The sequence below is a fragment of the Streptomyces sp. NPDC058665 genome, from assembly GCF_042714995.1.
In the GTDB taxonomy this organism is placed as follows: Bacteria; Actinomycetota; Actinomycetes; order Streptomycetales; family Streptomycetaceae; genus Streptomyces.
The window spans coordinates 106018-132935 of sequence record NZ_JBHXRX010000015.1 but is presented as its reverse complement, the minus strand read 5'-3'; the positions used below and the strand labels follow the sequence as shown (position 1 = coordinate 132935).

Here is a 26918-nt window from a genome sequence, read left to right as displayed (position 1 = left end):
GTCCCCGCGCTCAGGTCAGGCAGTGCGCCGGCGGCTCGCCCTTGGCGTAGCGCGCCACCTCCGCCGCCGCGATCCGCGCGGCCTTCCGCGCCACGGCCTTGCTCGCCCCGCCCAGATGCGGGGTCAGCACCAGATTCGGTGTGCGGCGCAGCCGGGAGCCGGCCGGCAGCGGCTCCTGCTCGTACGTGTCGAGCGCCGCCGTCGCGAGCTGCCCGCCGTCGAGCGCGTCGCAGAGCGCTTCCGTGTCGAGCAGCCCGCCGCGCGCCACGTTCACCAGGGCCGATCCCCTTGGCATCAGGGCGAGTTCGGGCGCGCCGATCAGCCGCCGGGTCTCCGGGGTGAGCCTGGCGTGCAGCGTGACGACGCTCGACCGGGACAGCAGCGACTTGAGCGACTTGGCCCGCATGCCGTGCACATCGCCGCGTACGTAGGGGTCGTACACCTCCACCTCCGCGCCGAACGCGGTCAGCACGCGGGCGACCCGGCTGCCGACCGCGCCGTAGCCGATCAGCCCGACCGGAGTGTCCTCCAGCTCCGGGCCGCAGCGCGCGTACGTGTAGTGCGAGGCGTCCCACTCCCCGTCCAGGGCAAGGGAGTTGTGCGCCTGCGGGATCCGGCGCAGGGCCGCCAGCATCATCCCGACGGTGAACTCGGCGGTGGCCGCCGCGTTGCGCCCCGGCGCGAAGCAGACCTTCACACCGCGCGCCCTGGCCGCGTCGACGTTGACGTTGACCGGTCCGCCCCGGCACACCGCGACCATCCGCAGCGCGGGCGACGCGGCCAGCACCCGCTCGGTGAAGGGACCCATCTGGGTCACACAGACCTCGACCCCGTCCAGCGCCTCGATCAGCGCGTCCTCGTAGTCGTTGGCCTCATGGACCTCGGCGACCTCGCCGAACGGCGTGAGCGGCCAGGGGAGGGTGAGTTCGGTGATCTCGGCCGGTCCCGCGACACAGCGCCGCAGGGCCTCGGTGATCAGGGAGTTGAGGACGAAGTGGTCACCCGCGGCGAGGATCTTCACGTCAGCGTGTCTCCTGTCTCGGCGTCGAACACATGCGTGTGCGTCGGGTCGGCGCTGACGCGTACGGTGTCGCCCCGGTCCAGGCGGACCTCCGGGCCGGTCTCCACGACCAGGGGTGCCGCGACGCCGTCGAGCGTGAGCGTGGCGATTCCGGACTCCAGGAGCGGCTCATGGGCGCTGACCGTAGCCCGGACGCCGCCGCCCGGCTCCGCGCTCCACCCGGTTTCCCCCGTCCCGGGTCCGGTCTCACCCTCCCGGGTCAGCCGCAGGTCCTCCGGACGGATGCCGAGCACCACCTCGCGGCCGGCGGGTGCGCCGGGCGGGCAAGGGAAGCGCACCGCGTCCGCGAGCCGAATCCACCTGTCGTCCGCCATCACGCCCGGCAGCAGATTGATCGCCGGTTCCCCCACGAAGTCGGCGACGAACACGTTCGCCGGGGCGTCGTAGATCTCGTACGCCGTGCCGACCTGCTGGATCACCCCGTCCCGCATGACCGCGATCCGGTCGGCGAGCGACAGCGCCTCCTCCTGGTCGTGCGTGACGAGGATCGTCGTATGGCCCAAGTCCCGCTGAATCCTCTTGAGTTCGCGGCGCGTCGTATCGCGCTGGGCGGCGTCCAGATGGGACAGCGGCTCGTCGAGGAGCAGGACGTCCGGCTCCCGGATCAGTGCCCTGGCCAGCGCGACGCGCTGCTTCTGGCCGCTGGAGAGACCGGCGGGCCGGGCCGTGAGCAGCTCGGTGATACCGATCCGTTCCGCCATGTCCCCCACGCGCCTGGCCCGTTCGGTGCGCCCGTACAGGCGGCGGGCCGCGAGCCCGAAGCCGAGATTCTCCGCGACCGTCAGCGGCGGGTAGAGCGCGTAGTTCTCGAAGGCGACGCCGATGTTCCGTTCCCGCGCGGGGAGGGCGACGACGGAGTCACCGCCGACCAGGATGTCGCCGCCGGTCACGGACTCCAGGCCGGCGATCATCCGCAGCGTGGTGGACTTGCCGCAGCCCGACGGGCCGAGCAGGCCGAGGAGTTCGCCCGAACGCAGCTCGATGTCGATGCCGCGCACCGCCTCCACGGCGGGACGGCCGCGCGACACATAGGTCTTGCGCAGCGCACGCAGGGCCAGGCCGGGGCGCGGTTCAGTCACCGCCCACCTCGCAGACGTCGTAGGGGACCTTGTGCTCGTCCAGATCGCGCAGCGCCTCGGCGGAGGCGCCGGAGTCCACGAGCATCAGATCGAAGGCGGAGAGCGGGGCCAGCCGGTGCAGCGCGACCCGGCCGAGCTTGGAGTGGTCGAGCAGCAGGACGTTCCTGGCCGCCGAGCCGAGCATCGCCCGCTTCACGGACACGATGTGCTGCTCCTGGTGGTAGGCGAAGCCGCCGGAGACGGCGGAGGTGGAGGTGAAACAGAGGTCGACCTGGAGCGACTGCACGGCCTCGACGCAACTGACCCCGAGGAAGGAGGAGTGCAGCGGGTCGTAGTCGCCGCCGAGCGCCATCAGATGGATGCCGCGCTCCCCGGACAGCAGGTTGATCGCCTCCAGGAAGTTGGTGACGACGGTCAGCGGGGTGATGGAGCCCAGCCGGCGCGCGATCTCCAGGGTGGAGGTCGAGTCGTCCAGCATCACCGCCATGCCGGGCTCGATCAGGCTCAGCGCGTGCCGGGCGATCGCCGCCTTCTCCTCGTGCATGGCCTTGAGCCGGAAGGCGACGTTCGACTCGAAGACGCCGGACGGCTGGGCGGTCACCCCACCCCTGAACTTCCTTACGATGCCCTGCCGTTCGAGCTCGTCCAGATCGCGGTGGATGGTCATCAGGCTGACGTCGAAGCGTGCTGCCAGCTCGGCGGCGGTGCCCTCGCCCCGTGCGAGGACGTACTCGGCTATCGCCGCCTGGCGCGAGGCGGGCCCGCGCTGCTGCTGGGTGCTCATGGGGTGATCCTTCGTCCTGGGCGCTCCGGCCGGTCGGCCTCGAACAGGAGCAGGCTCTCAGGCTGTACGGAGAGCCGCACAGGATCGTCCACGCGCAGTCCGGCCGCGGCGGCGCGCGGCGCCACGAGCGACAGCTGCCGGGAGCCGAGCCGGACGGTGACCTCGGTGGCGCGGCCGAGTACCTCGGTCACATAGACGGTGCCGGTCAGCTCCAGCGCGCCGCCGGCGGCCCCACCCAGCGTGATGTCCCTCGGCCGTACGCCCAGTTGTACGGCGCTGCCGGGCGCCGCCGGTACGGCCACCGGCAGCTCGAAGCCGCCCTCCGCCGACCCGAAGTGCCCGTCCGCGGTGACCGTCCCCGGCAGCAGATTGATCAGCGGACGCCCGAAGGCGCGGGCCACGAACGTGTCGTACGGCCGGTGCCAGATCTCCTCGCGCGTCCCGGTCTGCGTGATCCGCCCGTCCCTGATCACCCCGATCCGGTCGCCGAGCGCCAGCGCCTCCACCGAGTCGTGTGTGACATACAGCGTGGTGGTGCGCCGGACGTCGCCGATCGCCTTCAGTTCGGCGCGCATCGCCTGGCGGAGTTTCGCGTCGAGATGGGAGAGCGGTTCGTCGAGGAGGAACGCGCGGGCGGGCCGTACGAGCACCCGGCCGAGTGCCACCCGCTGCCGCTGCCCGTTCGACAGCGCGCCGACCGGGCGCTCCAACAGCCGCTCGATACCGAGGAGTTCGGCGACCTCCTGGATCCGCGTGCGGGCCTCGGCGGCGGGCAGCCGGTACTTCGGCGAGCGCAGCGGCGAGGCGAGGTTGTCGTAGGCGGAGCGGTGCGGATAGAGCGCGTACGACTCGAAGCACATGGCGACGCCCCGGTCGTACGGCTCCACCCCGGTCATGTCCCGGCCGCCCAGCTCGACGGTGCCGGAGTCCGGCTCCTCCAGACCGGCGACCGCCTTGAGCGTGGTCGTCTTGCCCGCCCCGGAGGGACCGAGCAGACAGAAGAACTCGCCCTCGGCGACGTCCAGTTCGATGCCGTCCAGCGCGGGGTTAAGCCCGTACGACTTGTGGACGCCCCGCAGCGCGATCGTGGTCGAGGCGGACAGGAAGGACGCCGGTGTCATGACTTCACCGCCCCGAACGACAGCCCCCGCACCAGATATCGCTGGATCGTCAGCGCCAGGAGCAGCGGCGGGACCACCGACACCAGCGCGGCGGCGGCCGTCAGGTTGTACTTGGGCCGGTCGCCGCCGAGGAACGACAGCGCGCCCACGGTCACGGTCTGCGCGTCCGACGAGGTGAGGATCAGCGGGAAGACGAAGTTGTTCCACGCGAAGATGAAGGCCAGCAGGGACACGGCGGCGATGCCGGGCTTCACCAGCGGCAGCACGATGCGGAAGAACGCCTGCTTGCGGGTGTAGCCGTCGAGCAGCGCCGCCTGCTCCAACTCCGGTGAGAGATCGGCGAAGTACGAGCGCATGATCCATACGATCAGTGGCAGCGTGACCAGTTGCAGGACCCAGATGAGCCCTACGTACGTGTCGAAGAGCCCGAGCTGCTGGTAGAGCACGAACAGCGGGATGATCACGGTCAGTTCGGGCGCGAAGCGGAACGACAGCAGCGTGAACATCAGATTCTCCGAGCCCCGGAACCGCCACCGCGCGGCGGCGTACGCGGCGGGCAGCCCGATCACCAGGGAGAGCCCGACGGCTCCCAGCGACACCACCAGGCTGTTGACGAAGAACCGTACGAACGGCACGCCCTCGTTCTCGCCCGCGCCGAGGACCGTCCGGTAGGAGTCGAGGGTCGGGGAGAAGGAGAAGTACGTGCTGAAGAGCTCGTTCGCCGGCTTCAGGGAGAGGATCACCATCCATACGACGGGGAAGAGCGCGAAGAGGAAGTAGAGGATCAGCGCCCCGTCGGCGGCGATCCCCAGCAGCCTGCGTCGTATCACTTCGGCACCTCCGCGGCCCGGTTCTGGATCCGGCCCAGATAGCGCACCAGCACCATGGCCGCGAGATAGACCACCGCCCACAGCACGATCATGTAGCTCAGCCCGAACGAGTAGCGCTGGAAGCGGATCGCCTCCAGATACGCGCGGATCTGGAGCACCACCGTGGAGTCGCCGGGGCCGCCCTCCGTCAGGGCGTAGATGATGTCGAAGACCTTCAGCGAGTCCATGAACCGGAAGATCACGGCGACCAGGACGTACGGCCAGAGCATCGGCATCGTCAGCTTGCGGAAGGTGAACCACCAGCTCGCGCCGTCGACCGCCGCGGCCTCGAACGGGGAGGCGGGCAGCGAGCGCAGCCCGGCCAGCGCGAGGATCGCGACGAACGGGGTGTAGACCCACACGTCCACGGCGATCGACGACAGCAGCGCGCCCGTCGGGGTGTCCGTCCACTGCACACCGCCGAGGCCGAACGGGCGCAGCAGGTGGTTCACGACGCCGACCGACGGCTGGAGCATCAGTTTCCAGATGATCGCGGCGATCACCGGAGCGATCATCAGCGGCAGGATGAGGACCTTCTCCAGCACCCGGCCCACCAGGGTCGAGCGGTGCAGGAGGAGCGCCACGGCGACGCCGAGCACCGTCTCGACGGCGGCGGCGCCAACCGCGTACAGCACCGTCACCCACGCCGAGTCCCAGAAGGAGGAGTCGGTGAAGATGCGCCGGTAGTTCTCCAGGCCCACGAGGTCCGGCTGCGGTTTGCTCGCCGCGAAGTCGAACACGGTGTAGTAGAGGCCGAGTCCGAAGGGGTAGAGGATCCCGCCGGTCAGCAGCAGGGCGGGGACGATGAGCAGATACGGCCGCAGGGAGCGCCGCCAGGCGGGCACGCTCCTCTCCGCGCCGGGACCGCCGGGGTCCCCGGGCCCCGGTTCCGCGGCCGACGCCTTCTCAGGGGCGCCGGCCACGGCCGCGTCGTCGGCCGAGGCCGCCCCGTGATCGGCCTCCGTCGACGAGTCCATGGGTGTCACCCGACCTTCGGGGCCAGATCGTCCGCCAGACCGTTGAGCACAGGCCCCGCGCTCTTGCCCCCGTAGATCTCCTGGAGCGCCGACGCCCAGCTCGTGGTCGCGTCGAAGAACTGCTCCTGCGGGGTGAACTGGATCCGGGTCTGGTCCTGGACGGCCTCGAACGTCTCGATGAAGCCCGGGAGTTCCTTCATCTTGTTCCGGTACGCCGCGTCGTCGCTCACGGATCGGCGCACCGGATCGATGTGGTTGTACTCGATCGCGCCCTTGCGCAAGTGCTCCTTGCCGGTGGCCCACTGGAGGAACAGCCACGCCGCGCTCTTCTTGCCGCTCTTCGCGTTCATCCCGAGCGACCAGATCCACATGTTGGTCGCCAGCGACCCGTCGGGGCCCTTCGGCCCCGGGTGGAACGCGATGTTCCCGGCGGCGGGCGAGGCACCCTTCACCGCCTGGAAGTACGCGGCGGTGTCCGCGTCGAAGAGCATGCCCGCCTTCTTCGCGCCGAGATCGCTTGAGCACTGGTACCAGGTGTACGAGGTCCAGGAGGGCGGCCCGCCCTTCTTGACCATCTCCGCCCAGTCGCGGGTGAAGCCGATGGCCTCGGGCGAGTTCATGGCGGGCTTCAGACTCTCGCCTTCGACCGTGAAGTCCTTCAGCCCGTAGCGGGAGAACATCGTCATGAAGCCCGGATGGATCGTCGCCCAGCTCCGCGAGCCGCGTACCGCGACCCCGTACATCCCGTCGAAACCGGCGCCCGGCGCCTTGCGCTTGATGGTGCCCGCGAGTTCACGCAACTCGTCGAAGGACTCGGCCGGCCTCAGCCCCAGCTTGTCGAAGACCTCCGTGTTGTACGCGACGACGTTGGCCTCCCAGCCCCACGGCAGGGCGTACTGCCCGCCCCGGCCGAGCGGCGCCCCGGCCTTCAGGGACCATCTGGTGCCTTCGAGGAGACTCGGCAGGAAGTCGTTCTGGTCCCACTCCGCCCCGGTGGCCGACTCGTTGCGCATCCACGGACCGAGATCCTCCAGCCAGCCCGGCGGGCCGTACTGCCACACCATGTAGGCGCCGAGCATGAAGATGTCGTACGACGCCCGGCCGCTGGAGAGGTCCACCGTCAGTTTGTCGAAGTAGTTGTCCTCGGGGAACACGTCGTACTCGACCTTGATGCCGGTCTTCTCGGTGAAGGTCCCCAGCTCGGCGATCAGCGCGTCCGTGTACGGGTGCTTGTTGAGCAGCGCCTTGACCGTCGTGCCCTGGTGCCGCCGCCAGTCGAAGGATCCGGTGACGTCGTCGGCCGCCGAACCGTCGCTCTTGCCGTCGCCGCCGCCGAAACCGGCCCCGCAGGCGCTCAGCAGCGGGACGGAGGACGCCGCCGCCGTCAGAGCGAGGAACCGCCGGCGGTCGTGCCCGAGCTTCCCGTGCATGTCCATCCATGACCTCCACGGTCCGGCAGGAGACGCTGTTCCCACGTCCCACTCGTGGATAACGCGTTCCTTCGAGTGGTTAACAGAGCTTGGAACACCGGTAGTTGCGCGTCAATCCCGCGCGCGCCGGAAAATCTCGGTGCAGAGTGAGAACTTCACAGAGGGAGCCGATATGTGGATGGGTGTCGATCTCGGTACACAGAGCGTCCGCGCGGTGCTCGTCGACGATGACGGGGCCGTGCTCGGCGGCGGCGCGGCCCCACTGGCCGGCGTACGCGAGGGGGTACGTCACGAGCAGTCGCCGCACGACTGGTGGCGGGGGGTGCGCGCGGCGATCGGCGGAGCCCTGCGGGACCTGCCCCCCGGCCGGTCGCGCCCGGTCCGCGCGCTCGCCGTGTGCGGCACATCCGGCACGGTCCTGCTCACCGACGGCACGGGCCGGCCGCTCACTCCCGGGCTGATGTACGACGACGGGCGCGCCACCGCCGAGGCCGCGCTCGCCCGCGAGCGAGGACTGCGCGTCCAGCCCACCTGGGCGCTGCCCAAGGTGATGTGGCTGCTGAGGGAGCAGCCGGCGGGCGAGGACGTACGCCTCACCCACCAGGCCGACTTCGTCGTGTCCCGGCTGACCGGCCGGCCCACCGCGACCGACTCCAGCCACGCCCTGAAGACCGGTTACGACCTGACGGCCGACGCCTGGCCGCACGAGCGGCTGGCCGGGCTCGGGCTGCCGGAGAGCCTGTTCCCGGAGGTCGTACGGCCCGGCGGACGGCTCGGCGAGGTCGGCGCCGACGGGGCGGCGGCCACCGGTGTCCCCGCCGGCACCCCCGTGATCGCCGGGATGACCGACGGCTGCGCCGCGCAGATCGCCTCCGGCTCACTGGGCGTCGGGTCCTGGAACTCGGTCCTCGGCACCACACTCGTCCTCAAGGGCGTCACCGACCGGCCCGTCCACGACAGCACCGGCGTGGTCTACAACCACCGTGCGCCCGACGGCGGTTGGCTGCCCGGCGGCGCCTCCGGTGTCGGGGCCGGCGCGCTGGCCGGGGCGTTCCCCGACGCGGACCCCGCGCGGTTCGACGCCCTGGCCCACCGGTACGAGCCCTCGAACGCGCTCGTCTACCCCCTGGTCTCGCGCGGTGAGCGGTTCCCCTTCCTCGCCCCCGACGCCACCGCCCTCCTGCTGGGCGATCCCCGGTCCGACGCCGACCACTGGGCGGCGCTCCTCCAGGGAGTCGGCCACACCGAACGGCTCTGCCTGGACTACCTGGACCATCTGGGTGCCCCGCAGGACGGCCCGCTCACCTTCACCGGCGGCGGCTCGCGCAGCCCGTACTGGAACCAGCTGCGTACCGACATCCTCGGCCGGACCGTGCACATCCCCCGGCACAGCGAACCCGCCCTCGGGATGGCCGTGCTCGCCGCGTACGGCGCGGGCGCCGCCCCCACCCTCGCTGCCGCCGCCACGCGCATGGTCGGCCTCAGCCATGTCCTGCGCCCCGACCCGGCGCGCACCGCGCGCTTCCTGGAGCCGTACCTGAAGCTGGTCGGCGAACTGGAACGGCGCGGCTGGCTCCCGGTGCCCGTCGCCGCGCACGCGCGCACCCGCGCCGACGCTTTGGAGACCTCATGAGTACGACCCTGCTGCTGGCCCGCCACGGGCAGACGCTCTGGCACGCCGAGAACCGCTACGCGGGCGTGAGCGACGTCGGCCTCACCGACGAGGGCCGCGCGCAGGCGGCGCGGCTGGGGGAGTGGGCGGGCCGGCAGGCGGCGGCGGGCGCGGCCATCGACGCGGTGTGGACGTCGACGGTGCCACGCGCGATCGTCACGGCGGAGCCCGCCTGCCGGGCACTGGGCCTCGTACCGGAACGCGAACACGACCTGCGCGAATGCGACTTCGGGGTGCTGGAGGGCCGCACGCTGGCCGAGTTCGAGGAGACCGACCCGACGGGCGCGGCGGCGTTCCGCGCCGACCCGGTGGTGAACCCCTTCCCGGCCGCCGAGGACCCCCGCTCGGCCGCCGCGCGCGGAGCGGACGCGCTGCGCCGGATCGCGGGGGCGCACGACGGCGGCCGGGTACTGGTGGTGGCGCACAACACCCTGCTGCGGCTGGTGCTCTGCGAACTGCTGGGGATCCCGCTGAGCGACTACCGGCGGGTGTTCCCGGGACTGCGGAACGCGGCGGTGAGCGAGGTCCGCACGGACGGCAGGAGCGTGGCGCTGCTCTCGCTGAACGTGCCGTGCGGGCCGTAGCCAACCATGACCGGTTCGTCGGCGGGACCATCCCGTATCTCTCCATCAGAGCTGGTCAGCGGCTTGGGTGTGGGGAGTGTAGCGGGGTGGGTCGGGATGCGGGGAGCAGCCGTCCGCGGGAAAGCGATCTGCTGGGCTAATGGCTCTCCGCGCGGCCGGCCATCCGCGACCGTGGTCTTACTTGTGGCCTTTGCGACCGCTCTTACTCCCGTGGTTGTGATGACGGCGGCCACGAGCGCCTTGTTCCTCGCGTGGTCGTTCACGACGCCTGTCGTTTCCACCGGGCGGCTGAAGTTGGTTGACGAGCTGCGCACGCTGGGCGTTCGACTCCAGCTGTTGCTGTCGCTGGGCGAGGTCGCTCTGCCGCGCCTGCTCGCTGAGCACTCGCGCCTCCCTCACGCTTTCGTGCCCGTTGATGGCTGAGGCGTAAGCTGCTCCCCTGTCCTGCACCAATTGGAAGGGCGTCTCGAAGCTCATCCCGGTCTCCGCCTCGGCGGCCGCTCGGACATCTGGGTCCAGGTAGCCGTTCTGGTAGCCATCCAGGCTTTGCGAGTAGTCGTTCGCCGCCTGACTCTCAGCCTGGTTCCATTCCATCAACTCTGAGTCTCTGTTGTAATCCAGGGCATCTGCATATGCTAATGCGTTCCATTGGTTCGCCTCCCTCCTTTCCAGCGCATTGTCAATGAGTCCCTGAATGCGGTCGATCTCATCTTCTTCCAAGTCAACTCCACTGTCTTGGGGTAGGTGCGGAGCCGGTCGGCTTCCGGTGATCACAACGGTCCCGCGGCGCCGATGGTTCAGCGGAGGGGCCACCGTTGTTGCACGGCGACAGCGCCGCGACGTTTTCCGGAACGGCAGGCCGCACCGAGAACTGCCAGGTCGGTGACTACGCCGCGTACGGTGTCGGCGAGCAGTCGCCAGGCCGTCGGGGATCGAGGCGACGGGGCCGACACTTCGCCCTGGTCGCGCAGTACTCGGTCTGACCTGGCGAAGCTCGTGCCCCTCGGAAAACTGCGCAGACCCGCGCGGAGTTGACGACACGGCCGCGGGGCTTCCGCACCGCGGCCGTACATCCTCGCGGTTCGCGCGGTAAGCGGAGGTTACGTCGCGGAGGAGAAGTACACCGCCAGGCGAGCCTGCTCGACGGGAGCCATGCGCTTGAACCACTTGCTCCACGTGGAGTGCTTGATCCTGCTCTTGTGAGTCCCGGACCGGACGGTGTGGAGTTCGTTGTGGCCGATCCCGGCGTCGTACTGGACTTCGTGCTCAGCGATGCCGGCGATGCCGGACGCCTCCGAGACGATCGCGTCGTCGAAGGAGGAGATGGTGGTCCAGTCCGTGCCCATACGGGAGTTCGGCATGGTGCTCTTCAGGCTTTTGAGGAACGCGCTGTTCGGCTTCATGTCCGCGCACTGCTGCCAGCCCACCGAGCAGACTTTGCCCCAGTTGGTCCCGCCGTGCGGGGTGCCGAGCGTGACGACGTCCTCGATGTAGAGGCGCGGCGGGAAGCCCGCGGTGCCCTTGGCCGTGTGGTAAAGCGCGGCGCGGACGACGAGACCGCCCATGGAGTGGGCGACGACGTCGACCTTCACGTTCTTCTGCGGGTTCGAGTAGTTCTTGTAGACGTAGTTCGCGAACGCCTTGGCCACGGTCTTCAGGGACGTGTCACGGCTGCCCTTGTAGTTGTACGAGCACTTCTTGTTGCCCGAGTAGTAGCCGAAGGTGAGCAGGTTTCCCTTCCATCCCTTCTTCGCGAAATGCGTTCGGGCGGCGGAGAAGTAGTCGGTGCAGTCGTGCTTGCCGGTCGGAGCGAATCCGTGGACGAAGATGACGCGGTTGTTCTTCCCGTTCGCCCGCCCCGGCGCGGCACTGGCCGGCGTGACGGTGAGCATGGTGAGAACGACGGCCAGCGCTGCGGAAAGAAGCAGCCTGAGCCGTCGATTCGGCTTCTGCATGGAGATTCCCCGTGATTGATGGTGGGTCACTTATGCCGGATGAAAGGACATTTCCGGCGGACAATGGGCACAGTAGCCCGGCCCGGTCACGGGGTGTGCCGGTCGTTCACACCACAAGGACGGGCCGGGGCGGGAGTCCGTGCCTCGGGGCGGGGTCGCTCCGGATCAGTGGTAGGCGTGGACGACGGCGTGGCCCTTGCCGCGGCCGATCATCCATTTGTTCACCGGGGCGGTGATCAGGAAGGCGACGGCGAATCCGCCCAGCAGGGCCGACCAGAACAGCCCGTCGGACAGGTGGGCGTCCATCGCTCCGGGGGTCAGGGCGATGATGGCGTTGTCAACGAGCTCCATGACCGCGATGGAGACCGTGTCGGCGGCGAGGGCGACTTTGATCGCGCTCCTGAAGTCCAGGCCGGCCCGGCGGACCGCGAAGAGCGTGAATGAGTAGCCGAAGGCGAATGCCAGGGTGATCGCCAGGATCATGGTGGGCACGTTGCCCCACAGCAGGGCCGTACCGATGGCCATGCCGAGGATCTCGCCGATGGCACAGCCGGTGAGGCAGTGCAGGGTCGCCTTGGCGGCGGTTGACCATGACGCGCCCGACCGCCCGTGGCCGGCCTGGTGAGTGGCGTGATCATGAGCGGTGGGTGTGTGGTGCGCACTGTGGTCCATGACGTCCATCCCCATTCCCGTCGATGTGACCCGACGCCGGGCCCCGCATCGCGACCCTATACCCCTAGGGGGTACTTTTCCATGGTGTTCGGATGCTCCCAAGGGGGCGGGCGCCCTGGGGGTGCCCGCCCCCTCACGGACTACTGGGCAGGCTCAGTTCTTGCCGAGCAGCTTGTTCATTTCGGTGATCTCGGCGGTCTGGGAGGTGATGATCTCCCCGGCCATCTTCTGGGCCGGGTCGTAGGCGCCGTCCGCTCGCTCTGTCCTGGCCATCCCTACCGCACCCTTGTGATGCTTGATCATCATCTCCATGAAGGCGGTGTCGAACGCCTTGCCCGAGGAGTCTTTGAGCTGCCGCATCTCCTCCGCGGTCATCATCCCGCCCGAGCCGTGTACGGAGTGGCCCGTGTCGCCCTCGGCGGGAACCTCCTCGCCCCACGAGGTCAGCCAGCCGGACAGCGTCTTGATCTCCGGGTCCTGGGCCTTCTTGATAGCCGTGACGAGCTTCTTCACCTCGGCCGAGTCCGTCCGGGACGGAGCGAGGTCGGACATCTCAACCGCCTGGCGGTGGTGGGGGATCATGCCCTTGGCGAAGGCGATGTCGGCCGCGTTGTGCTGCCCGGTGGAAGCCCGTGCCGACGCGGAGGGCGACTTCGTTGTGTGGCTGTCGTGTTCGGCCGAGCTCTCGCCTCCGCCGCAGGCGGCCAGGACGAGCGTGGCCGCACCGGCGGCAACGAGGGCGCCGGTACGGCGGACGAGGGAACGCTTGCTGTTCATGGTGGTGCAACTCCTTGACGCCGCCCCGAGAGTTGGGGCGCGCGGATGTGGTGGAAATGAGGGCGTGCGAAAGCCCGGCACCGGTCACCGGCAGGAGCCGGGACAGGGGGTGCCGTGCGGGCCGCTCTAGATCCGCAGGAGCTGCAGTTGGGAAAGGTCGGGCGGCGCCCGGCTGCTCGCGGCCGACTCCGGCACGCTGTCGCTCCAAGCGGCAGCGGCGGGGACGTCGGTGAACGCGGCGCTCAGTGCGGGCGGGGTGTAGGAGGAACCGACGCCCGTGGCCGCGCACGTCTGGTCGGCGTGATCGAGATGGCCCGTTCCGCCGGCGGTGTGTGCGCACTGCCCGGCCGCAGCGGATTCGTTCTGCGCGTGGGCCACGTCCATGGTGTGGCCGCGGTCGGCGTGAGCCGTCGGCAAAGGGCTGACTGGCAGGGCGTGCATGCCCAGCACGCCGGCGAGTACCGCCAGGACCAGCAGTGCGTACAGCCGCCCGGCGGGGCGGTTGTGGGAAAGGCCGCGTGCGGTCACGGCTTCATCGTACGAGGCCGGTTGCACTGAGTGGGCACCGGCCGAATGCGTTCCACATCAGCCTGCGGAACCGGCACTTGGTCGCGCTGAACGCACCCCGGCTCACGCAAGGTGCCACCTGCCGGACCTCATCGCCCCTTTGGTGGGAAGTCACAGTCCGCTGGGCACTCGCCCCGCCGCGCGAAATGATCTACGTAGCGGTGAGACCATCCCCACCTCAGCGGATTCCGTGACGAGCGTCACGCTCACTGGCGGTATGGAGCGCACCAGTTGTTGGAAGTCCACCATCCTCCGGGTCGCCGCGTTGTGTTCGGTCACTCATGTCCGGGACCACGGGGGTGGGCTACGGTCAGCCTGTCCCCCCGGCCCACACGTCTGTCCTCACCCCGCGGAGTCCCGATGAGCACTGCTGCCGTCACCACCCGTACCGGAGCGGTTCTCGCCGATCTGCTCCCCGTCGCCCGGAACCGGTACGCCGTCGACACCGCGCTCGTACTCGGCGGCGCCGCGCTCACCGGCATCGCGGCGCAGCTCTCCGTCCCGGTCCCCGGCTCCCCGGTTCCGGTCACCGGCCAGACCTTCGCCGCGCTGCTCGTCGGGACCGCGCTCGGTGCTCGCCGGGGCTTCCTCGCGCTCGCCGTCTACACCCTCGTAGGCCTCGTGGGCATGCCGTGGTTCTCCGAGGGCGAGTCGGGCCCCGGCATCGTCTCGCTCGGCTACGTACTCGGGATGCTGCTCGCCGCGACGGTCGTCGGTTCGCTGGCCCGGCGCGGCGGCGACCGTTCCGTCGTGCGTACCGCCGGGACGATGGTGCTCGGCTCCGTGATCATCTACGCGGTCGGCGTGCCGTATCTCGCGGTCGCCGCCGACCTGTCACCGAGCGCGGCCGTCGCCGCCGGACTCACCCCCTTCCTGCTCGGGGACGCGCTCAAGGCCGCGCTGGCGATGGGTCTGCTGCCCGCGGCCTGGAAGCTCGTCGGCCGCGGGAAGTAGGGCGTGTTCGGCGGAGCTTCGCGACCCCGGAACGCGGCGCACCGTGCCCGACGTGCCACACTTCGCCCATGCGCGTCTATCTCGGCTCCGACCATGCCGGCTTCGAACTCAAGAACCACCTCGTCGAGTGGCTCACGGCCCACGGCCACGAGCCCGTCGACTGCGGCCCGCACATCTATGACGCCCAGGACGACTACCCGCCGTTCTGCCTCCGCGCCGCGGAGCGGACGGCGGCCGACCCGGCGGCCCTCGGCATCGTGATCGGCGGCTCCGGCAACGGCGAGCAGATGGCCGCCAACAAGGTGAAGGGCGTGCGCGCGGCGCTCGTCTGGAACGAGCAGACCGCGGGGCTCAGCCGCGAGCACAACGACTCGAACGTGATCTCGATCGGTGCCCGGATGCACACCGAGGCCGAGTCGACCAAGTTCGTGGAGATCTTCCTCGGCACCGAGTACACGGGCGAGGAGCGCCACGCCCGCCGGATCCAGATGCTCGCGACGTACGAGACCACGGGCGAACTGCCCCCGATCCCGGCTCACCACCCCAAGCAGGACTAGGTCCTGTTCGGACGGGCACGCACAACGCAGCACGCACCAAGGAGAATCCGTGCCCGAGGGGCATACGATCCACCGCCTCGCCGAGGACCTGACCGAACGCTTCCACGCGGACGCCATAGGTGTGAGCAGCCCGCAGGGCCGGTTCAGCGAGAGCGCGGCGCTCCTCGACGGGCGGGTGATGGACGGTGCGAGCGCCCACGGGAAGCATCTCTTCGTCGGCTTCGAGGACAGCGGCTGGGTCCATGTGCACCTCGGCCTCTTCGGGAAGGTGGCGCTCGGCGGGACCCCCGCCCCGCCACCCACCGACACCGTCCGGCTGCGCCTGCTGAACGACACGTACTACATGGAGCTGCGCGGCCCCACCACCTGCGCGCTGATCACCGAACCCGAGAAGCGCGCGATACACGACCGGCTCGGCCCCGACCCGCTGCGCCCGCCCGACGCACCCGGCAACGACCCGGAGCGCGCGTGGGCCCGTATCTCGCGCTCCCGTACCACCGTCGCCGCCCTGCTGATGGACCAGAAGATCATCGCGGGCGTCGGCAACGTCTACCGCGCCGAGGTCCTCTTCCGGCACGGCATCGACCCGTACCGCGCCGGGCGCGATCTCACCCGCGCCGAGTGGGAAGCGATCTGGACCGACCTGGTGGGGCTGATGCGCGAGGGCGTGCGGCACAATCGCATCGACACCGTACGGCCCGAGCATCTGCCCGAGGCCATGGGCCGCCCGCCGCGCGTGGACGACCACGGCGGCGAGGTGTATGTCTACCGGCGCGCGACCATGCCCTGCCATCTGTGCGGCACCGAGATCCGCACGGCGTCACTCGCAGCCCGCAATCTCTTCTGGTGCCCCGGCTGCCAGCGGAAGTAGCCGCGAGGCCGACGACCCGTCAGAAGCCGTGCGGCAGCCACGGTGCGACCGGCGACGCGAACGCCACCGACGCCTCCGCCAGCGCGCCCGGCCGCAGTTCACGGACGAGCCCCGCCCGCGCCAGCGCCGCCGGCGAGGTGTCGCCCAGATACATCGTGGCCAACTCCCTTACCGACAACGACAGATCGGCCGCGTCCGCCGTCCGCTCGCAGGACGCGCCCTTCACGTCACCGGTCAGCCGCCAACGCCCCTCGTTCCAGGGGCAGAAGGCGTCGTCGACCTCGAACACCACGTCCACAGGCGCCTGGTACGTCCGCGCCTCCAGTGCCGCGCCCACCTCCACCAGCCGTACGTGCAGCGAGTCCCGCACCCGGATGTTGGCGCGCCGGACGTCGGAGACCAGGAACTGGAACGGGTCGTCCACCGGCAGGTTCGACACGCTCACCGTCGACGTCAGGTCGATCCCGCCGAGGAAGCGCCACAGGGTCGCGTACGCCACCGGGTCCAGAGCGGACACCTGGTCGACCACGACCGTGCTCTTCGGCCCGGCCGCCTCCCACAAGGGCTTGACGCGGTAGAGCGCGTACCCGATCGTCTCCGCGTCGTCGCCATCGCCCCGCCGCGCGAGCACGCACTGGAGCTCGGAGGCGCCCTCACGGCCCTCGGGCGAGTCCATCAGCAGCTTCCGGTCCCAGCCGGGCCGCCGCTCCAGCATGCCGGGACGGCCGGGGACCTGACGCGCGTACACCGACTCGACCGACTCGCGCGCGTCGTCCAGCGGGACGTACCGCAGTTGTACGGGATCGGCGCCGTCCGCGTCGGCCGGCACCCGGAACGAGACGCGCGAGGTGTCGATCTCCGCGCTCAACTGCCGCGTGCCGACGCCGTATCCGAACCGCCCGTAGATCTCCGGTTCCGACGCGGTCAGCAGCGCCACCGCCTGGCCCCACGAGCGGACGTCGTCCAACTGCCGCCGCATCATGGAGGTGAGGATCCCGCGCCGCCGGTGCGTCGCCGCGACGCTCACCATCGTGACGCCCGCCGCCGACACCAGACCCCCGCCGGGCACCGTGAGCCCGAAGGTGAACGCCCCCGCGGTCCCCACGCACTCGTCGCCGTCCCAGACCCCGAGGGAGCGTTCGTACTCCGTCACGGAACGCCAGGCCTCGCGCTCCTCGGCGGAGTCGACGAGCGCACCGCCGAAGGCCCGTTCCAGCTTCGCGAACCAGCGGTCCCAGTCAGGGGCTTCGAGTACTCGCAAGTCTGTGGTCATATGCCATGAGTACCAGGGCGTGGGCGGTTGAGGCGACCCGATATCGAACACAATGTCACAGGGGTCCCTCTGCACGTGCGGCCCGCTGATGGATAAGGTCCACGACAATGGCCGGTGGCGCGAAGACGGATTCGTTCACGGCCCGGATGCGCAGGTCGCTGCACCGGGCCCGCGTCGGCATGCGCAAATCCGGAGTCGACTACTTCCGCGGCGACGGCTCGGACTGGATAGCACTCGTCGGACTGCTCCTGACCGTCCCCGGGATCGCCATCGCCACCATGGCGGTCCCCGTCTGGTTCGCACCGTCCGCGCTGGTCCTGCCGATCGTGGCCGGGGGACTGCTGCTGCGGCCCTCCAGCCTGCTGGCCCTGTACGCCGCCGCGGCCACCGCTTTGATCGTCGAATCGCTCGTCCTCGGCCCGTACGACCAGGGGCCGGCCACGGTGACGCCGGGCACCGTCCTGGTGGTGGCGGCCTGCGGGCTCTTCGGGCTGCTGATCGCCCAGTTCAGGGCCCGCGTGGGCGTGCCGTGGCGGCGCGGCGGCACGATGCTCTTCGACCTGCGCGAACGTATCCGGGTCCAGAGCGCCCTGCCGTACCTGCCGAAGGGCTGGCACCGCGAGATGTCGCTGCGGCCGGCCGGCGGCCAGTCCTTCTCCGGCGACTTCGTCGTGGCGGCCCGCACCAACGGGGGCCGCACGCTCGAAGTCGTCCTCACGGATGTCTCCGGAAAGGGCATGGACGCGGGCTCGCGCGCGCTGCTGCTGTCCGGCGCGTTCGGCGGGCTGCTCGGCTCGCTCCCGCCGGAGGGCTTCCTGCCCGCCGCCAACGGCTATCTGCTCCGCCAGGACTGGGACGAGGGCTTCGCGACCTCCATCCATCTCGTCCTGGATCTGGAGTCGGGGGAGTACGAGCTGCTGTCGGCGGGCCATCTGCCCGCGCTCCAGCTCCACGCGGGCAGCGGTCGCTGGGAGGAGATGGCGGCGGAGGGCCCGCTCCTCGGTGTCTACGACCACGCGGAGTTCGACCCGGTGAAGGGTGTCCTGCTGCCGGGCGACGTGCTGATGCTGTTCACGGACGGCCTGGTCGAGGCGTCGGGCCGCGACCTCAGCGAGGGGATAGACCGGCTGTCGGGCGAGGCGGACCGGTATGTCGCGGCGGGCTTCGTCGGAGCGGCCTGGCACTTGATCGAGTCGGTGGCGAAGCATGTGAACGACGACAGAGCGCTGCTGCTGATCTGCCGCGAGAGCTGAGGCCCGGAGGGCCGGGCCGGGCCCGGGGGCCGGTACGGTCCGCACCGGCCCCCGGCCACCCGTCGCCGCTCAGGCCCCCGACTTCGCCAGCGACAGCTCGTCGCTGCTGTCGCCGGGACCGGACCCGCCACCCGGCCCCGACCCGGCACCACCACCGCCTCGCCCGCCGCCCGGCAACACCCGTGCCAGCCAGTGCGACTTGGCCGCGGCCAGCGGACCGAGGACCGCGAGGATCAGGACGTACCCCGCGATGAACGGGGCCAGCCGCTCGTCCAGGGCCGCGCCCGCCGCCATCGTCGCGAGGATCAGGGCGAACTCACCGCGCGCGACCAGCGTCGTCGCGATGTTCGCCGCCGGGCCTGAGCCGAAGCGGTAGACGCGCGAGGCCACCAGACCGGCCACCACGTTCATCGCCAGCGTCACGGTGACGGCCGCCACGACAGGCCAGAGCACCGTCGGCAGGTCGCCCGGGTTGATGGACAGCCCGAAGGCGAAGAAGAAGATGGCGCCGAACGCGTCCCGCAGCGGATGCACCAGCGTACGGATCCGGTCGCCGGAGGCCGTACTGCCCAGCATCAGACCGACCATGAACGCGCCGATCGCGTCCGCGACACCGAACCACTCGGAGACCCCCGCCATGAAGACCGCTGCGCCCAGGAAGGAGATGACGAGCAGCTCGTCGTCCTTCGTGTCGATGAGGCGGCCGATGACCTTCTTGCCGAAGCGCGCGGCGAGGGCCAGCAGCAGCAGGAATCCGAACGCCTTCCCGCCGTCCGCCAGCGCGGCGGGGGCACTGTCGGCGCCGGAGAGGATCGGCTGGAGCGCGGCCAGGTAGAGCGCCAGGAAGATGTCCTCGACGACGATGATCCCCAGGATCGGCTTCGTCTCGGGATTCCCGATACGGCCCAGGTCGACCAGGATCTTCGTCACGATCGCGGACGAGGAGATACCGAGCACACCCGCGAGGACCAGCGCCTCGGACGTGCCCCAGCCCAGCGCGAAGCCGAAGCCGAGCCCGGCGCCCACGTTCAGCAGCAGATACGAGCCGCCGGCGAGGGCCATCTTGCGGCCGCCCGCCTTGAGATCGTCCAGATGGAATTCGAGGCCGAGATAGAAGAGCAGAAGGACGAGGCCGAGGGCCGACAGCATCTCCAGGTCGTGCGGATCGGAGAGGAGCACGATGCCCGGGGTGTGCGGTCCGAGCAGGATTCCGGCCAGGATGAACAGCGGGATCGTCGGCAGCTCGATCCGGCTGCCGAGGCGGGCGAGGAAGGCGGCGGCGAGGAAGGCGCCGCCCATGGCTATGAGGGTGTCTGCGTGTCCGATGGGACCGTTCCTCCGTCAAGTCAAAGGCGCGTCAAGGAATCGTCAGTAATTAGTTTACCAAACGATTTATCGGGCGACTTCTGCCACACGCGCACCGTGACCTGGCCCACAACACGAATCCGGGCCGCCTCGCCGTGCTGGACGAGGCGGCCCGGATCGGGATCGCGGGGAAATGCGGGGAGGTACGGCGGCTACTTGTCCTTCCGGAACGCCCAGGTCATCTCCGGCTCCGTCGCGAACCGGAAGAGCCGGCGCACCGGCGGCGTACAGAGCAGCGTCATCGCGACGCCCGCGAGCAGAGTCAGGAAGACCTTGCCGGCCGGCTCGTTCAGCCAGGCGTTCGTGTCGAAGATCCCGCTGTACACGGCGCCCTTCACCAGGAAACCGTGCAGCAGATAGCCGCAGATGGTGCCCGCGCCGAGTGCCGTGAACCACATCTTGCGGCGCGGCACCCACGACAGGAACGCGGCCGTCAGCACGACCGAGCAGCCGAACAGCGCGAAGGTCATGACGACGCCCAGCCACCACGGCGCTCCTTGGTCCTGCGCCGCGCTGTTGTGGTAGAACCACGCGTTCTGCATCCGGACCGCCGCCCAGTACGCGAAGACGAGCGCGCCGGCGAAGACGGGCACGGCCAACACCCTGACCTCACGCCGCCGCACCAGCTGGAAGTGCTCGGGCTTGAGGATGAGCCCCAGGACGAAGAGGGGCAGGAACTGCAGTACGCGCTGGAGGTTGAGGTCCTCGCCGATGTTCGGCGTGAAGGACGCGAGCGCGGCGATGCCGAGGGCGACCGGCAGGGGATGGCGCAGCGACAGCCAGATCGGGGTGGTCAGCCGCCAGATGAACAACGCGGCCAGGAACCAGGTGAGATACCAGGGGTCGAGCAGACTGATGGGGTGGCCCGGGTCGTTGGCGGCCCGCTTGAACAGCGAGTACGCGACCTCGAAGACGATGTACGGGACTGCGATCCCGGTCAGCAGGCGTCTGATCTGGTGGGGGCGGCCCGTGTAACTCCGGGAGAAGTAGCCGGAGATGATGATGAAGGCCGGCATGTGGAACGAGTAGACGACCATGTAGAGCGCCTTCGTCGCCCGGCTGCCGTCCATCACCGGCTCCCAGGCGTGGCCCATGGCCACCAGCACGATGGCCAGGTACTTCGCGTTGTCGAAGAACGCGTCTCGCTTCGTGGACGTCTTGGCGGTGGGGGGTGTCGACTTCGCGGAATCCTGAGGGGTCCGTACAGGGGTTTCGGCCACCGCGGCCGATGCGGTCTGTGCCGTTGGGGGGACGGGATCCAACTCCCGCGAGCGGGGGAGCGGAGCCCTCTCATATCCGTGCGGAGCTTGGGACATCTGATTAACCCTAGCCCCGCACAATGCGATGAGTAAAACCTCCTGGGCATGTGGGGTGTTCGACACCGAAACGGCCTCCCACCGGTAGATATGCCCCTGTTAATCCCTCTTAAATAGGGCATATCATCAGGGTGTGACCCTCGATATGACTCCGCGTGAATTCATCCGCCGAACTGCCCGGGGTTTGCTTTGAATTGGCTGTGAGCCGGCTGTGAACGCGGGGAGAATGATCGCATCGAATTGACGTCCCCATTCATTCCCCGCCCCGCGCGCGCCCGGCGCCCCACCCGGCGCACCCGGCGTGCCCGCCAGGGCGATTGGCGTGATCCTTTCCTCGATGATTCGTCACGGGAGGCCAACTGGGCGGAGGTTGGTGGCACGATGGTGGGAGCGGGTGTGTGCGAGGCCGTGAGCTCCCGCGGCCGGCAAGGCGGACCGACCGAGGGTGTGATCAGTTGTGGCTATTTCACTGTCTGTGGTGCTGCTGTTGGCGATCGTCCTCGTGGTGCTGATCCGCGGCGGCTCCCTGAAGGGCGGCCCAGCCACGGTCGCGATCCTGTTCGGCTTCTTCCTGGCGTCCACGGACATGGCCCCGTCGGTGAACAGGTTCCTCAACTCCCTGGCGGAGACGATCAACCAGATAAATTTCTAGGGCGGATCGGCGTCCGGGGCCGGCGCCCCGGCCGGCGCGTCAGGGGCGCCAACGCGTCAGAGCACGAACGCATCAGGGCCAGTCCGGAGGATCACCCTCCGACCTGGCCCTGTGTCATATGGAGCGGGCGACGGGAATCGAACCCGCGTAGCTAGTTTGGAAGACTAGGGCTCTACCATTGAGCTACGCCCGCACGCGTCGCGGATCATGAGGACCGCGGCACGGGAAACATCGTAGCGGGTCCGCGGCCCTCGACGCACACCGCTTCCCCGTCGCTCGCGTGCCGGTGAACGTCCCGCTAAATACGTCCGGCGCACTGTCCGCGGGCATGTACCCTACGTGTCGCACCGACGGGGTGTGGCGCAGCTTGGTAGCGCGTCCGCTTTGGGAGCGGAAGGTCGTCGGTTCGAATCCGGCCACCCCGACCATCAGTACCCGTGTCTGTTCAAGATCGCGTTGTGGGCGTCATCCTGCTTGCCGCTACTATGCAAGCTGCGTGCCCGTGTGTCTGAAGAGACTGTGAAGGACCGGGCCGAATCCGCTGGTCCGCCGTAGTCACGGCGGGCGTAGCAGAACCCCAGAATCAGCCACCAAGGAGACCGAACCGTGAAGAGCGCCGTGGAGACCCTGAACCCGACCCGGGTTCGGCTCACTGTCGAGGTGCCCTTCGAGGAGCTCAAGGACAGCCTCGACGCGGCGTACAAGAAGATCAACGACCAGGTCACGGTGAAGGGCTTCCGTAAGGGCAAGATCCCCGCCCGCGTCATCGACCAGCGGTTCGGCCGTGGAGCTGTGCTGGAGGAGGCCGTCAACGACGCCCTTCCGAAGTTCTACACGGAGGCCGTCAACGAGGGTGAGCTCAATGTCCTCGGGCAGCCCGAGGTCGACATCAAGGAGCTGAAGGACGGCGAGCTGCTCTCCTTCACCGCCGAGGTCGACATCCGCCCGGTCATCGAGATCCCGGACTACACCGGCATCGAGGTCACCGTCGACGCGGTCGGCGTCTCCGACGAGGACGTCGACAAGTCCGTCGACGAGCTCCGTGAGCGCTTCGCCTCCACCAGCGCCGTCGAGCGCGCCGCCGCCGAGGGCGACGTCGTGACGATCGACCTTGAGGCCAAGGTCGACGGCGAGGTCCTGGAGGACGGCGTCGCCAGTGACGTGCAGTACACGATCGGCTCCGGCGAGCTGCTCGAAGGCATCGACGAGGCCGTGACCGGCCTGGAGGCCGGCGGCGAGGCCACCTTCACCTCCCAGCTCAAGGGCGGCACCGCCGAGGGCAAGGACGCCGAGGTCTCCGTCAAGGTCACCCAGGTCGCCTCCCGCGAGCTGCCCGACCTGGACGACGAGTTCGCGCAGATGGCGAGCGAGTTCGACACCCTTGAGGAGCTGAAGGCGGACAGCCGCAAGCGCCTCGGCAGCATGAAGCAGTACGACCAGGCCACCCAGGCCCAGGAGCGCGTCCTCGACGAGCTGCTGAAGCTGGCCGAGGTCCCGATCCCCGAGAAGCTTCTTGAGGACGAGATCAAGACCCGCAAGCACAACCTGGAGCACCACCAGCTCGGTCAGATGGGCCTCGACCTTCCGAAGTACCTGGAGATCCAGGGCAAGACGGAGGAGGAGTTCGACGAGGAGACCAAGGAGCAGGCGGTCAAGGGCATCAAGACCCAGTTCATCCTCGACGAGCTGGTCAACAAGGAGAAGCTGAACGTGAACCAGGAGGAGCTCACCGAGCACCTCATGCGTCGCGCGCAGTCCTCCGGCATGTCGCCCGACCAGTTCGCCCAGGCCGTCGTCGAAGGCGGCCAGGTGCCGATGCTCGTCGGAGAGGTCGCCCGCGGCAAGGCGCTCGCCGTGGTGGTCGAGGCCGCCAAGGTGACGGACACGAACGGTGAGGTCGTCGACCTCCAGGACGACGACGAGACGGATGAGGCGGACGAGACCGCCGAGGCCGCCGAGGCGTCCTCCGACGAGACGGCCACCGAGGCCGCCGCCGACACCGCCGCGGACGACGACAAGCCCGAGACGAAGACCGAGGGCTGAGCGTCCACGCTCGACCGGATCTCCGGGCCCCGGGACGCGACTCGCGCCCGGGGCCCGCTCCGTAGGCGGTGCCGTACCCCGCCCCCTGCCTCGACCCAACTACCTTGCGCTGCCAGCGAACAGTCCAGGAAGCGGGATGGCGCCCGCCGACCAGCGCGTTAGGGTCCATGAATACGAGGGCTGGGGAGCGCCCCGTCCCCCGGAACGAAAGACGCTGAGACGGCCGGAGCCGTCAGAGACGAGCAGGTGGACACGTGACGAATCTGATGCCTTACGCCGCCGGTGAGCCGTCCCTCGGTGGTGGCCTCGGCGACCAGGTCTACAGCCGACTGCTCGGTGAGCGGATCATCTTCCTCGGCCAGCAGGTCGACGACGACATCGCCAACAAGATCACCGCGCAGCTCCTTCTCCTCGCGGCCGAGCCCGAGAAGGACATCTACCTCTACATCAACAGCCCCGGTGGTTCCGTCACGGCGGGCATGGCGGTCTACGACACCATGCAGTACATCCCGAACGACGTGGTGACCATCGGTATGGGCATGGCGGCCTCCATGGGCCAGTTCCTGCTGACCGGCGGCACCGCCGGCAAGCGCTTCGCGCTGCCCAACACCGACATCCTCATGCACCAGGGCTCCGCGGGCCTCGGCGGCACCGCCTCCGACATCAAGATCCAGGCCGAGCAGCTGCTCCGTACGAAGAAGCGCATGGCCGAGATCACCGCCCGGCACACGGGCCAGACCGAAGAGACCATCATCCGCGACGGTGACCGCGACCGCTGGTTCACCGCCGAGGAGGCCGTGTCCTACGGCATCATCGACGAGATCATCTCCGCTGCTTCGGGTGTTCCGGGCGGCGGCGGCACCGGCGCCTGAGGCTTCGCAGTACGCCCAGGACCGGCCACGTCAGCCCATCGAACGCCACCAGGATGGTGAACACCCACATGAACAACTTTCCCGGCGCCTCCGCGAGCGGCCTCTACACCGGCCCCCAGGTGGACAACCGCTATGTCATCCCCCGCTTCGTGGAGCGCACCTCGCAGGGCGTACGCGAGTACGACCCGTACGCGAAGCTCTTCGAGGAGCGCGTGATCTTCCTCGGTGTCCAGATCGACGACGCGTCGGCCAACGACGTCATGGCGCAGCTGCTGTGCCTGGAGTCCATGGACCCCGACCGTGACATCTCGATCTACATCAACAGCCCCGGCGGCTCCATGACGGCCCTCACGGCCATCTACGACACGATGCAGTTCGTGAAGCCGGACATCCAGACGGTCTGCATGGGCCAGGCCGCCTCCGCGGCGGCGGTCCTGCTCGCGGCCGGCACGGCGGGCAAGCGCCTGGCCCTGCCGAACGCGCGCGTCCTGATCCACCAGCCGTCCAGCCAGACCGGCCGCGAGCAGCTCTCCGACCTGGAGATCGCGGCCAACGAAATCCTGCGCATGCGCGCGCAGCTCGAGGACATGCTCGCCAAGCACTCCACGACGCCGATCGAGAAGGTCCGCGACGACATCGAGCGGGACAAGATCCTGACCGCCGAGGACGCTCTGGCGTACGGTCTGGTCGACCAGATCGTCTCGACCCGTAAGACCACGGCGGCGGCAGCGGCCTGACCCGTCCGGTGCCCTTGGCGCGGTCTCACGTCCTCGTGAACCGTGCCAAGGGGGGCCCGAACGGGGGGCCAGGCAAGGTACCGTCGGGTATGAGGCACAGGAGCCGCTGAACCAGGCTGCTCCCAGGCGAAGGGGAAGCACCTCGTGGCACGCATCGGTGATGGCGGCGACCTGCTCAAGTGCTCGTTCTGCGGGAAGAGCCAGAAGCAGGTGAAGAAGCTCATCGCAGGTCCCGGGGTCTATATCTGCGACGAGTGCATCGACCTCTGCAACGAGATCATCGAGGAGGAGCTCGCCGAGACCTCCGAGGTGCGGTGGGAGGAACTGCCCAAGCCGCGTGAGATCTACGAGTTCCTTGAGGGGTACGTCGTCGGGCAGGCGCCCGCGAAGAAGGCGCTCTCGGTGGCGGTCTACAACCACTACAAGCGCGTGCAGGCCGGTGAGAACGGCGGCGCCGGGAGCCGTGACGACGCGATCGAGCTCGCCAAGTCCAACATCCTGCTGCTGGGCCCCACGGGCTCCGGCAAGACGCTCCTCGCCCAGACGCTGGCCCGGATGCTGAACGTACCGTTCGCGATCGCGGACGCGACGGCGCTGACGGAGGCCGGCTATGTCGGCGAGGACGTCGAGAACATTCTGCTGAAGCTGATCCAGGCGGCCGACTACGACGTCAAGAAGGCCGAGACCGGGATCATCTACATCGACGAGATCGACAAGGTCGCCCGCAAGAGCGAGAACCCGTCGATCACCCGCGATGTCTCCGGCGAGGGCGTCCAGCAGGCCCTGCTGAAGATCCTGGAGGGCACCACGGCCTCGGTCCCTCCCCAGGGCGGCCGTAAACACCCGCACCAGGAGTTCATCCAGATCGACACGACGAACGTGCTGTTCATCGTGGGCGGCGCCTTCGCGGGCCTGGAGAAGATCATCGAGTCACGGGCCGGTGCCAAGGGCATCGGCTTCGGCGCGACGATCCGCTCCAAGCGCGAGATCGAGGAGAGCGACCAGTTCCAGGAGGTCATGCCGGAGGACCTGGTGAAGTTCGGGATGATCCCGGAGTTCATCGGCCGCCTCCCGGTCCTGACCTCGGTGCACAACCTGGACCGCGAAGCGCTCCTCAAGATCCTGGTCGAGCCGCGCAACGCGCTCGTGAAGCAGTACCAGCGCCTCTTCGAACTCGACGGCGTGGAGCTGGACTTCGACCTCCCCGCGCTCGAAGCCATCGCCGACCAGGCGATCCTGCGCGGCACGGGCGCGCGCGGTCTGCGGGCGATCCTGGAGGAGGTCCTCCAGTCGGTGATGTACGAGGTCCCGTCCCGCAAGGACGTGGCCCGCGTGGTCATCACGGCGGACGTCGTCCGCAACAACGTGAACCCGACGCTGGTCCCGCGCGAGCCGCGGATCGTGAAGAACGACGGCCGCCACGAGAAGTCCGCGTAACGGCGACACCTGTAGACACC

General features: G+C 69.3%; 26 protein-coding genes and 2 tRNA genes. 12 read left to right on the top strand and 16 right to left on the bottom strand.

Going from position 1 to position 26918, the window contains the following annotated elements; genetic code table 11:
• Positions 1 to 10 precede the first annotated feature (10 nt).
• The 7 genes from ACFWV8_RS12615 to ACFWV8_RS12585 are packed head-to-tail and all read right to left on the bottom strand — an operon-like array spanning position 11 to position 7347.
• Positions 11 to 1021 (bottom strand): 2-hydroxyacid dehydrogenase, encoded by a 1011-nt coding sequence (locus ACFWV8_RS12615; protein WP_384200307.1) that lies wholly within the window; start codon positions 1019 to 1021, stop codon positions 11 to 13.
• Positions 1018 to 2160: an ABC transporter ATP-binding protein gene (locus tag ACFWV8_RS12610; RefSeq protein WP_384200305.1), complete on the bottom strand. Its 1143-nt coding sequence runs from the start codon at positions 2158 to 2160 to the stop codon at positions 1018 to 1020. The genes ACFWV8_RS12615 and ACFWV8_RS12610 overlap by 4 nt, the downstream gene beginning before the upstream one ends.
• The gene (locus ACFWV8_RS12605) at positions 2153 to 2944 is read right to left on the bottom strand and encodes a DeoR/GlpR family DNA-binding transcription regulator (RefSeq protein WP_384200303.1); all 792 of its coding nucleotides are present in this window, start codon (positions 2942 to 2944) and stop codon (positions 2153 to 2155) included. Before ACFWV8_RS12605 ends, ACFWV8_RS12610 begins: the two co-directional genes overlap by 8 nt.
• Positions 2941 to 4065, bottom strand: coding sequence for an ABC transporter ATP-binding protein (locus ACFWV8_RS12600; protein ID WP_384200301.1), 1125 nt, complete (start codon positions 4063 to 4065; stop codon positions 2941 to 2943). The genes ACFWV8_RS12605 and ACFWV8_RS12600 overlap by 4 nt, the downstream gene beginning before the upstream one ends.
• On the bottom strand, positions 4062 to 4895 hold the full coding sequence (locus tag ACFWV8_RS12595) for a carbohydrate ABC transporter permease (protein WP_384200299.1): 834 nt from the start codon (positions 4893 to 4895) through the stop codon (positions 4062 to 4064). Before ACFWV8_RS12595 ends, ACFWV8_RS12600 begins: the two co-directional genes overlap by 4 nt.
• Positions 4892 to 5911: a carbohydrate ABC transporter permease gene (locus tag ACFWV8_RS12590; protein ID WP_384200297.1), complete on the bottom strand. Its 1020-nt coding sequence runs from the start codon at positions 5909 to 5911 to the stop codon at positions 4892 to 4894. Before ACFWV8_RS12590 ends, ACFWV8_RS12595 begins: the two co-directional genes overlap by 4 nt.
• A 5-nt stretch (positions 5912 to 5916) precedes the next feature.
• Positions 5917 to 7347 carry an ABC transporter substrate-binding protein gene (locus tag ACFWV8_RS12585; protein ID WP_384200295.1) on the bottom strand — a complete coding sequence of 477 codons (1431 nt, stop codon included), beginning with the start codon at positions 7345 to 7347 and terminating at the stop codon, positions 5917 to 5919.
• Between the two features lie 172 nt (positions 7348 to 7519).
• On the opposite strand from ACFWV8_RS12585, the gene ACFWV8_RS12580 reads away from it, so the two are divergent.
• Together ACFWV8_RS12580 and ACFWV8_RS12575 are read left to right on the top strand one after the other, a co-directional pair.
• Positions 7520 to 8974, top strand: coding sequence for an FGGY-family carbohydrate kinase (locus ACFWV8_RS12580; protein ID WP_384200293.1), 1455 nt, complete (start codon positions 7520 to 7522; stop codon positions 8972 to 8974).
• On the top strand, positions 8971 to 9597 hold the full coding sequence (locus ACFWV8_RS12575) for a histidine phosphatase family protein (RefSeq protein ID WP_384200291.1): 627 nt from the start codon (positions 8971 to 8973) through the stop codon (positions 9595 to 9597). The genes ACFWV8_RS12580 and ACFWV8_RS12575 overlap by 4 nt, the downstream gene beginning before the upstream one ends.
• 177 nt (positions 9598 to 9774) lie before the next feature.
• Here the strand turns inward: ACFWV8_RS12575 and ACFWV8_RS12570 are convergent, their stop codons facing one another.
• The 5 genes from ACFWV8_RS12570 to ACFWV8_RS12550 all read right to left on the bottom strand — a co-directional run bounded on the left by ACFWV8_RS12570 (position 9775) and on the right by ACFWV8_RS12550 (position 13529).
• Complete coding sequence (locus ACFWV8_RS12570) at positions 9775 to 10317, bottom strand: hypothetical protein (RefSeq protein WP_384200289.1); 543 nt, start codon at positions 10315 to 10317, stop codon at positions 9775 to 9777.
• A gap of 380 nt (positions 10318 to 10697) precedes the next feature.
• On the bottom strand, positions 10698 to 11552 hold the full coding sequence (locus ACFWV8_RS12565; protein ID WP_384200287.1) for an esterase/lipase family protein: 855 nt from the start codon (positions 11550 to 11552) through the stop codon (positions 10698 to 10700).
• A gap of 165 nt (positions 11553 to 11717) precedes the next feature.
• A complete protein-coding gene (locus ACFWV8_RS12560; protein WP_384200285.1) occupies positions 11718 to 12224 on the bottom strand; it encodes a DUF4396 domain-containing protein in 507 nt (168 codons plus the stop codon).
• Positions 12225 to 12377: 153 nt separating this feature from the next.
• On the bottom strand, positions 12378 to 13001 hold the full coding sequence (locus ACFWV8_RS12555; protein ID WP_384200283.1) for a DUF305 domain-containing protein: 624 nt from the start codon (positions 12999 to 13001) through the stop codon (positions 12378 to 12380).
• Between the two features lie 126 nt (positions 13002 to 13127).
• Positions 13128 to 13529 (bottom strand): DUF6153 family protein, encoded by a 402-nt coding sequence (locus ACFWV8_RS12550; RefSeq protein WP_384200281.1) that lies wholly within the window; start codon positions 13527 to 13529, stop codon positions 13128 to 13130.
• 399 nt (positions 13530 to 13928) lie between these two features.
• On the opposite strand from ACFWV8_RS12550, the gene ACFWV8_RS12545 reads away from it, so the two are divergent.
• The 3 genes from ACFWV8_RS12545 (at position 13929) to ACFWV8_RS12535 (ending at position 15950) form a co-directional block, all read left to right on the top strand.
• The gene (locus tag ACFWV8_RS12545) at positions 13929 to 14522 is read left to right on the top strand and encodes a biotin transporter BioY (protein WP_384200279.1); all 594 of its coding nucleotides are present in this window, start codon (positions 13929 to 13931) and stop codon (positions 14520 to 14522) included.
• A 68-nt stretch (positions 14523 to 14590) separates the two neighbouring features.
• Entirely contained in the window at positions 14591 to 15079 is a 489-nt protein-coding gene (locus tag ACFWV8_RS12540) for a ribose-5-phosphate isomerase (RefSeq protein WP_384200277.1), read from the top strand.
• A gap of 49 nt (positions 15080 to 15128) precedes the next feature.
• Entirely contained in the window at positions 15129 to 15950 is an 822-nt protein-coding gene (locus tag ACFWV8_RS12535) for an Fpg/Nei family DNA glycosylase (protein WP_384200275.1), read from the top strand.
• 19 nt (positions 15951 to 15969) lie between these two features.
• Here the strand turns inward: ACFWV8_RS12535 and ACFWV8_RS12530 are convergent, their stop codons facing one another.
• Positions 15970 to 17223, bottom strand: a complete 1254-nt coding sequence (locus ACFWV8_RS12530) for a GNAT family N-acetyltransferase (protein ID WP_384200273.1) — start codon at positions 17221 to 17223, stop codon at positions 15970 to 15972.
• Between the two features lie 107 nt (positions 17224 to 17330).
• Between ACFWV8_RS12530 and ACFWV8_RS12525 the strand changes: the two genes are divergently transcribed.
• Positions 17331 to 18476, top strand: a complete 1146-nt coding sequence (locus tag ACFWV8_RS12525; RefSeq protein WP_329387668.1) for a PP2C family protein-serine/threonine phosphatase — start codon at positions 17331 to 17333, stop codon at positions 18474 to 18476.
• Positions 18477 to 18545: 69 nt separating this feature from the next.
• On the opposite strand, the gene ACFWV8_RS12520 is transcribed toward ACFWV8_RS12525, so the two are convergent.
• Both ACFWV8_RS12520 and ACFWV8_RS12515 read right to left on the bottom strand, forming a co-directional pair.
• Positions 18546 to 19775, bottom strand: a complete 1230-nt coding sequence (locus ACFWV8_RS12520; protein WP_384200271.1) for a cation:proton antiporter — start codon at positions 19773 to 19775, stop codon at positions 18546 to 18548.
• Positions 19776 to 19993: 218 nt separating this feature from the next.
• Positions 19994 to 21157, bottom strand: coding sequence for an acyltransferase family protein (locus ACFWV8_RS12515; RefSeq protein ID WP_384200269.1), 1164 nt, complete (start codon positions 21155 to 21157; stop codon positions 19994 to 19996).
• A gap of 457 nt (positions 21158 to 21614) precedes the next feature.
• On the opposite strand from ACFWV8_RS12515, the gene ACFWV8_RS12510 reads away from it, so the two are divergent.
• On the top strand, positions 21615 to 21809 hold the full coding sequence (locus ACFWV8_RS12510) for a hypothetical protein (RefSeq protein ID WP_189107123.1): 195 nt from the start codon (positions 21615 to 21617) through the stop codon (positions 21807 to 21809).
• Positions 21810 to 21928: 119 nt separating this feature from the next.
• Here the strand turns inward: ACFWV8_RS12510 and ACFWV8_RS12505 are convergent.
• Positions 21929 to 22002, bottom strand: a tRNA-Gly gene (locus ACFWV8_RS12505).
• 158 nt (positions 22003 to 22160) lie between these two features.
• Here ACFWV8_RS12505 and ACFWV8_RS12500 point away from each other — a divergent pair.
• From ACFWV8_RS12500 to clpX, 5 genes are all read left to right on the top strand, one after another.
• Positions 22161 to 22237: transfer RNA gene (locus ACFWV8_RS12500), tRNA-Pro, on the top strand.
• A 178-nt stretch (positions 22238 to 22415) separates the two neighbouring features.
• Complete coding sequence (tig, locus tag ACFWV8_RS12495) at positions 22416 to 23852, top strand: trigger factor (RefSeq protein ID WP_384200267.1); 1437 nt, start codon at positions 22416 to 22418, stop codon at positions 23850 to 23852.
• 266 nt (positions 23853 to 24118) lie between these two features.
• Complete coding sequence (locus ACFWV8_RS12490; RefSeq protein WP_031231653.1) at positions 24119 to 24724, top strand: ATP-dependent Clp protease proteolytic subunit; 606 nt, start codon at positions 24119 to 24121, stop codon at positions 24722 to 24724.
• A 53-nt stretch (positions 24725 to 24777) separates the two neighbouring features.
• Positions 24778 to 25461, top strand: coding sequence for an ATP-dependent Clp protease proteolytic subunit (locus ACFWV8_RS12485; protein WP_329387676.1), 684 nt, complete (start codon positions 24778 to 24780; stop codon positions 25459 to 25461).
• Positions 25462 to 25605: 144 nt separating this feature from the next.
• Positions 25606 to 26898: an ATP-dependent Clp protease ATP-binding subunit ClpX gene (gene clpX, locus ACFWV8_RS12480; RefSeq protein WP_078077342.1), complete on the top strand. Its 1293-nt coding sequence runs from the start codon at positions 25606 to 25608 to the stop codon at positions 26896 to 26898.
• Positions 26899 to 26918 lie beyond the last annotated feature (20 nt).